Below are 6,016 nucleotides of genomic sequence, written 5' to 3' on the forward strand. Positions count from 1 at the left end.
GTAACAGCCCCGCGTAAGGTTCAGCGATCGTAATCGGACGGGGGCGACCAAAGCGCGCCCCCGTCGACTCGAATCAGGCGACAGCCTTGTTCATGCGGTTCTCGATGAGATCCGACACCACGCCCGGCTCCGCCAGCGTGGACGTATCGCCGAGGTTCGAAAAGTCGTCCTCCGCGATCTTGCGCAGGATGCGACGCATGATCTTGCCGGAGCGCGTTTTCGGCAGGCCGGGGGCGAACTGGATGAGGTCCGGCGTCGCGATCGGCCCGATTTCCTGCCGCACCCAATTGCGCAATTCGGTGCGGAGCGCTTCGGTCGGTTCGATGCCTTCCATCAGGGTGACGTAGACATAGATGCCCTGACCTTTCAGGCTGTGGGGATAGCCGACGCAGGCCGCTTCCGCCACCTTCGAATGAGCCACGAGCGCCGACTCGACTTCCGCCGTCCCCATGCGATGACCCGCCACATTGATCACGTCGTCGACGCGGCCGGTGATCCAGTAGTAGCCATCCTCGTCGCGGCGGCAGCCATCGCCCGTGAAATAGGTCCCAGGGTAGGCCGAGAAGTAGGTCTGAACGAAACGCGTGTGATCCTTGTAGACGGAGCGCATCTGGCCGGGCCATGAATCGGTGATGACGAGGTTGCCCTCCCCAGCGCCTTCGATCGGCTGGCCATCGGGCGTCACGAGTGCGGGCTTTACGCCGAAGAACGGCAGCGTGGCCGAGCCGGGCTTTAGGGCGATAGCGCCGGGCAGAGCGCTGATGAGAATGCCGCCGGTTTCAGTCTGCCACCAAGTGTCGACGATGGGGCAACGTTCCTCGCCGACGACATGGTAATACCATTCCCAAGCTTCGGGATTGATCGGCTCACCGACGCTACCAAGGAGTTTCAATGACTTGCGGCTCGTTTTCTTGACGAGTTCGTCGCCGGCGCCCATCAGCGCGCGAATGGCCGTCGGCGCTGTGTAGAACGTGTTCACCTGATGCTTGTCTATGACATCCCAGAAGCGCGCCGCCGTGGGATAGTTCGGCACGCCCTCGAACATGACCGTGGTCGCGCCGTTGGCGAGCGGACCGTAGAGGATGTAGCTGTGGCCGGTGACCCAACCGACGTCCGCCGTGCACCAATAAATATCGCCATCCTTGTAATCGAAGATGTATTGATGCGTCAGAGAAGCATAAACCAGATAGCCGCCGGAGGTGTGAAGCACGCCCTTCGGCTGGCCCGTCGAGCCCGACGTATAGAGAATGAACAGCGGGTCTTCCGCGTTGATCTCCTCCGGCGGGCAATCTGCAGAGACGGACTCCATTTCTTCCGCAAGCCAGTAATCCCGGCCGGGTGTCCAGCCGACCGTGCCATTGGTGCGTTTCACCACGAGCACGCGTTCCACGCTTGGGCATTTTTCAAGCGCCTTGTCGGCGTTCGCCTTGAGCGGAACCTTGCGGCCACCGCGCACGCCCTCGTCGGCCGTGATGACGACGCTCGAGTCGCAGTCGACGATGCGGCTCGCGAGGCTGTCCGGCGAAAACCCGCCGAAAACGACTGAATGGATTGCACCGATGCGCGCGCAAGCGAGCATCGCATAGGCGGCCTCGGGGATCATCGGAAGGTAGATCGTGACACGGTCGCCCTTTTTGACGCCGTGCTTCTTGAGCACGTTCGCGAAGCGGCAGACGCGGTCATGAAGCTCGCGGTATGTGACCTTGAGATCCAGATTCGGCTCGTCGCCTTCCCAAATGATGGCAACCTGGTCGCCACGAGTTTCGAGATGGCGGTCGATGCAATTCGCGGCAACATTCAGCGAGCCGTCTTCGTACCACTTGATCGAGACGTTATGCGGATCGTATGAAGTGTTCTTTACCTTGGTAAAAGGCTTGATCCAGTCGATACGGGCGGCTTGTTCACCCCAGAAACCTTCGGGATCGCTGACGCTCTGCTCGTAGAGCGCGCGATACTTGTTTTCATCGATGTAGGCCGAGCTGCTCCAGGCCTCGGAGACTGGATAAATTTTGCCCGTCATGTCGTCCTCCACAATCCGCTTTTTCAGCGTCATTTATGTTTGATTGCCCATCCTAGGGCAAGTTGCGCAAAGGTCGAACACCCGAAGAGCTGAAGCCTCGTTCAATTGCATGTGGAGAACCCGCAGACTCGGCAGGCGCGGCATCCTTCCTGCGATATCATCCCCGGCGCCCCGCATTTCGGACAGAAATTCGTCAGGTATATCAGGCCCTCCTGCTCGCCATCGTCTCCCGGCGGCGACGGTACGGCACGCGCAAGTTCGGAAGCCCCGCCATGAAAGCCGATATGGATGAAATGCCGCTCGACGATGTCGCCGATGGCGGCGAGGAGGCTCGGCACGTAACGCCCTTCCATCCACGCGCCGCCTCGCGGATCGAAGACCGCCTTGAGTTCCTCCACCACGAAGCCCACGTCACCGCCGCGCCGGAAAATGGCGCTTATCATGCGCGTGAGCGCGACCGTCCACGCGTAGTGCTCCAGGTTCTTGGAGTTGATGAATATTTCGAAGGGCCGGCGATCGCCGTTCTCGATGCTGTCGTTGATGGTGACATAGATGGCGTGATCCGAGCCTGGCCATTTCAGCTTGTAGGTGAAGCCCGAAAGCACCGGTTCGCGCAGGCGAGGTACCGGTTCTATGGCGTCAGCCTCGCGCGCCACGGCAGCGAGTGGAAGCGCAGGCTGGGCGGGCGGCTCTTCGGTAGAAGCGGGCGCGGGCGTGAGAACCTCTCCCGTCACTGCGTTGGGGCGATACGCGGTGCAGCCCTTCAACCCAAGGCGATAGGCATCGGCATACAACATTTCAAAGTCCTCGAACGGGATGGACGCCGGACAATTGACCGTTTTGGATATCGAAGCGTCGACATGCCGCTGAAGCGCGGCCTGCATTTCGAGGTGTTGAGCGGGCGTCAGTTCATGCGCCGCGACGAACGCGGGCGGCAGCGGCGCGCTACCCTGCCTTTCGCGGAATATGCGCACGGCGTAATCTTCAACTGTTTCGCGCCGCGCGAAGCCGTCGGGCTGAAGCACCCGGCGGCTGAAATCGAAATCGAAAACGGGTTCAACGCCGCTGGAGACATTGCCCGCCAGAAGCGAAATCGTGCCCGTGGGAGCGATCGAGGTCAGAACGCCGTTTCGGATGCCGTGTTGCCGGATGGCCTTTTGCAGCGGTGGCGGAAGGGAGGCCGGGAACGGGCGCGCGAGGAAAGCGTCGGCGTCGAAGAGAGAAAAAGCACCCTTCTCCTTCGCCAGTGACGCGCTGGCCTCGTAAGCGAGCGCCGAAATGCGCGCCATCCACGAGGACGCGAGCGCGCGTCCGCTCTCCTCGCCATAATGCGCGCCACAAAAGATCAGCGCGTCTGCAAGCCCCGTGACGCCAAGGCCGATGCGCCGCTTCGCCTTCGCTTCGCGCTCCTGCGATGGCAGCGGGTAGCGCGACACGTCGATGATGTTGTCGAGGAGGCGCACGGCGACGGGCACGAGCCTTTCAAGGCGCGCCTCGTCGAGCCGGGCCTCGGGCTCAAAGGGCTTTTCGATCAGCGCGGCGAGGTTGATCGACCCGAGAAGACAGGCGCCGTAGGGCGGCAGAGGCTGCTCGCCGCAAGGGTTTGTCGCCGAGATTGTCTCGCACCACGCGAGATTGTTCGCGGCGTTGACGCGGTCGATGAAGATGACGCCCGGCTCCGCGTAGTCGTACGCGCTGCGCATGATCTTCAGCCACAGGCCGCGCGCGCTTACCTCGCGGAAAACGGTGCCTTCGAACGTGAGCGGCCAGCGCGCATCCGCCTTCACCGCCTCCATGAAAGCGTCCGTAACCAGCACCGAAAGATTGAAGTTTCGGAGCCTCGCAGGGTCCGCCTTCGCCTCGATGAAGGCTTCGATGTCGGGATGATCGCAGCGGAGCGTGCCCATCATGGCGCCGCGGCGCGATCCGGCGGACATGATCGTCCGGCACATCGCGTCCCATACATCCATGAAGCTGACGGGGCCGGACGCATCCGCGCCAACTCCCTTCACGGGCGCGCCCTTTGGCCGCAGGGTGGAGAAATCGTGGCCGATACCGCCGCCCTGCTGGAGCGTCAGCGCGGCCTCGCGGACATGCGCGAAGATCGAGCCCATGTCGTCGCCGATCTCGCCCATGACAAAGCAATTGAACAAGGTGACGTCGCGCCCCGTGCCAGCACCCGCGAGGATACGTCCCGCCGGTATGAAGGCGAAATTCGCCATCGCATCCAGAAAGCACTTCTCCCAATATTTCTGAGCGGCCGCTTGTTCTGCCGATGCGGCCGCCCTTGCCACGCGGGCGAAAGTTTCCTCCACGGATTGCTCAGGTTCGCCATGGGCGGGCGTGTAACGATACTTGGCCTCCCATATCTGCCGGGAAATCGGGATCAGCATCGAAGCGTCCAAACCTTTTGACTATACGCGTTACGATCCCCAAATGTTCCCCTTTTGTGCCGATGTGTCAAGTCCGCCATGTGGATAAGTTGTTAACCAAACGTGAGAGAAGGCACCAAACCGCGAAAAGGCGACGCTTTGATTGATCGCGCCGCCGATGTTGGTCACGCACGGACTAAGTGGAGGTCTGACCGCTTTTGATTTCGATCTTCTTCTGCGGCTTTATGTGATCGTCCTTCTTCGCCAGAGTAACCGTAAGCACACCGTTGTCGAAGGTTGCCTCGACCTTGTCCTCATCGATCGTGTCGGGTAGCGGGATCGTGCGTGTGAACGAGCCAAAGTTTCGCTCCTTCACGTAGTAGTTCTCGTGCTCTTCCGACTTCTCGCTTTTCTTCTCTCCGCTGATGCGAAGCTGCCCGTTGTGCACCGTGAGTTGCAGATCCTTCTCTTCGATGCCCGGCAGGTCCGCTTTAACGACGAGTTCCTTGTCGGTTTCTTTCACGTCGAGAGACGGCGTCAGGCCGTGGTCTGCCGGAACGCCTTGCCGAAAACCGGCGAGTTGCGGCACTCCCGACAGAAAGTTTTCGAAAAGCCGGTCCATTTCCGTTCGGAAAGATTGAAACGGGTCTCCGTAGCGCGGGGGCGAGGCGCCGCGACCTTTGCTCGAACCTTCGTCAGCCATCGTTCTCTCCTTGTCTGATGTGCTAACATTCCGAGATATCCGTCTCATTCTTGAGGCGGCTCTTTTCTATATTTAAATCCGCATGCGATGTTTCAACCGGAGGGCGCATCATGGCGTTTGCAACCAGCACCCGGCACGGCAACGCCGCCGTTTTCGCGGGCGAACCGCGAACGCTGGCGCTTGCCGGGGGCCGCAAGCTCGCATGGGCCGAATATGGCGACGACGCGGGGCTGCCCGTGTTCGTCTTTCACGGGACGCCCGGATCGCGCCTCATGTATCGGCTGGCTGACGCGCCCGCGCGCAGGCTCGGCCTGCGCCTCATTTCACCCGACCGGCCTGGCTTCGGCGCATCGGACTTCCAGCCGACGAGGAAACTCGTCGACTGGCCGGGCGACGTTAGCGCGCTTGCGGATCGCCTCGGCATCGGGCGGTTCGCGGTGGCGGGCGTTTCGGGCGGCGGACCGTATGCCGCTGCGTGCGCAGCCCTTCTGCCGGATCGCGTAATGGCCGCCGCGCTCGTCAGCCCCGTCGGTCCGATGTGCCCACCCGAAGGCCCGGCAAATCTGCCGCGCGGCGAGGCGATCTTCTTCCGCTCCATGCCACACTATACGCTCGCGATGACGGGCGTCTTTTCGCTGAGCCGCGCGCTGTTCAAGGCCGCGCCGGACGCGATGTTTCGTGGGCTGATGCGCCGCGCAGGGCCAGCCGATGCGCCGATCCTGTCGCGGCCGGAGGTCAAGGCGAATGTGCTCGCGGGCGTGATCGAGGGCATCCGGCCCGGCATTCGCGGCGTCGTGCAGGAGTTCAGGATTTTCTCGGAGCGGTGGGATATTCCGTTCGAGGCGATCGAGGCGCCGTTTCTCCTCTGGCAGGGGCTGGCCGACCGGAACGTGCCGATATCGGCCGCGTTGCACCTCGGCG

The 6,016-nt window shown here is 62.1% G+C and carries 4 protein-coding genes; 1 reads left to right on the forward strand and 3 read right to left on the reverse strand.

The window, feature by feature from the left end:
* Positions 1–73 precede the first annotated feature (73 nt).
* From acs to T281_RS07740, 3 genes are all read right to left on the reverse strand, one after another.
* Positions 74–2,020 carry an acetate--CoA ligase gene (gene acs, locus T281_RS07730; RefSeq protein ID WP_037236833.1) on the reverse strand — a complete coding sequence of 649 codons (1,947 nt, stop codon included), beginning with the start codon at positions 2,018–2,020 and terminating at the stop codon, positions 74–76.
* A 101-nt stretch (positions 2,021–2,121) separates the two neighbouring features.
* Positions 2,122–4,413 (reverse strand): adenosylcobalamin-dependent ribonucleoside-diphosphate reductase, encoded by a 2,292-nt coding sequence (locus tag T281_RS07735; RefSeq protein ID WP_037236835.1) that lies wholly within the window; start codon positions 4,411–4,413, stop codon positions 2,122–2,124.
* Positions 4,414–4,588: 175 nt separating this feature from the next.
* On the reverse strand, positions 4,589–5,095 hold the full coding sequence (locus T281_RS07740; protein WP_037236811.1) for an Hsp20/alpha crystallin family protein: 507 nt from the start codon (positions 5,093–5,095) through the stop codon (positions 4,589–4,591).
* 110 nt (positions 5,096–5,205) lie between these two features.
* Here T281_RS07740 and T281_RS17605 point away from each other — a divergent pair.
* Positions 5,206–6,016 (forward strand): alpha/beta hydrolase (locus T281_RS17605; protein WP_052037246.1); only part of this gene is annotated, 811 nt, incomplete at its 3' end.

Source organism: Rhodomicrobium udaipurense JA643 (assembly GCF_000636015.1).
GTDB lineage: Bacteria > Pseudomonadota > Alphaproteobacteria > Rhizobiales > Rhodomicrobiaceae > Rhodomicrobium > Rhodomicrobium udaipurense.

Coding starts and splice junctions, on each gene's coding strand:
- acs (WP_037236833.1), bottom strand. CDS start 2,020: ATGACGGGCAAAATTTATCCAGTCTCCGAGGCCTGGAGCAGCTCGGCC.
- T281_RS07735 (WP_037236835.1), bottom strand. CDS start 4,413: ATGCTGATCCCGATTTCCCGGCAGATATGGGAGGCCAAGTATCGTTAC.
- T281_RS07740 (WP_037236811.1), bottom strand. CDS start 5,095: ATGGCTGACGAAGGTTCGAGCAAAGGTCGCGGCGCCTCGCCCCCGCGC.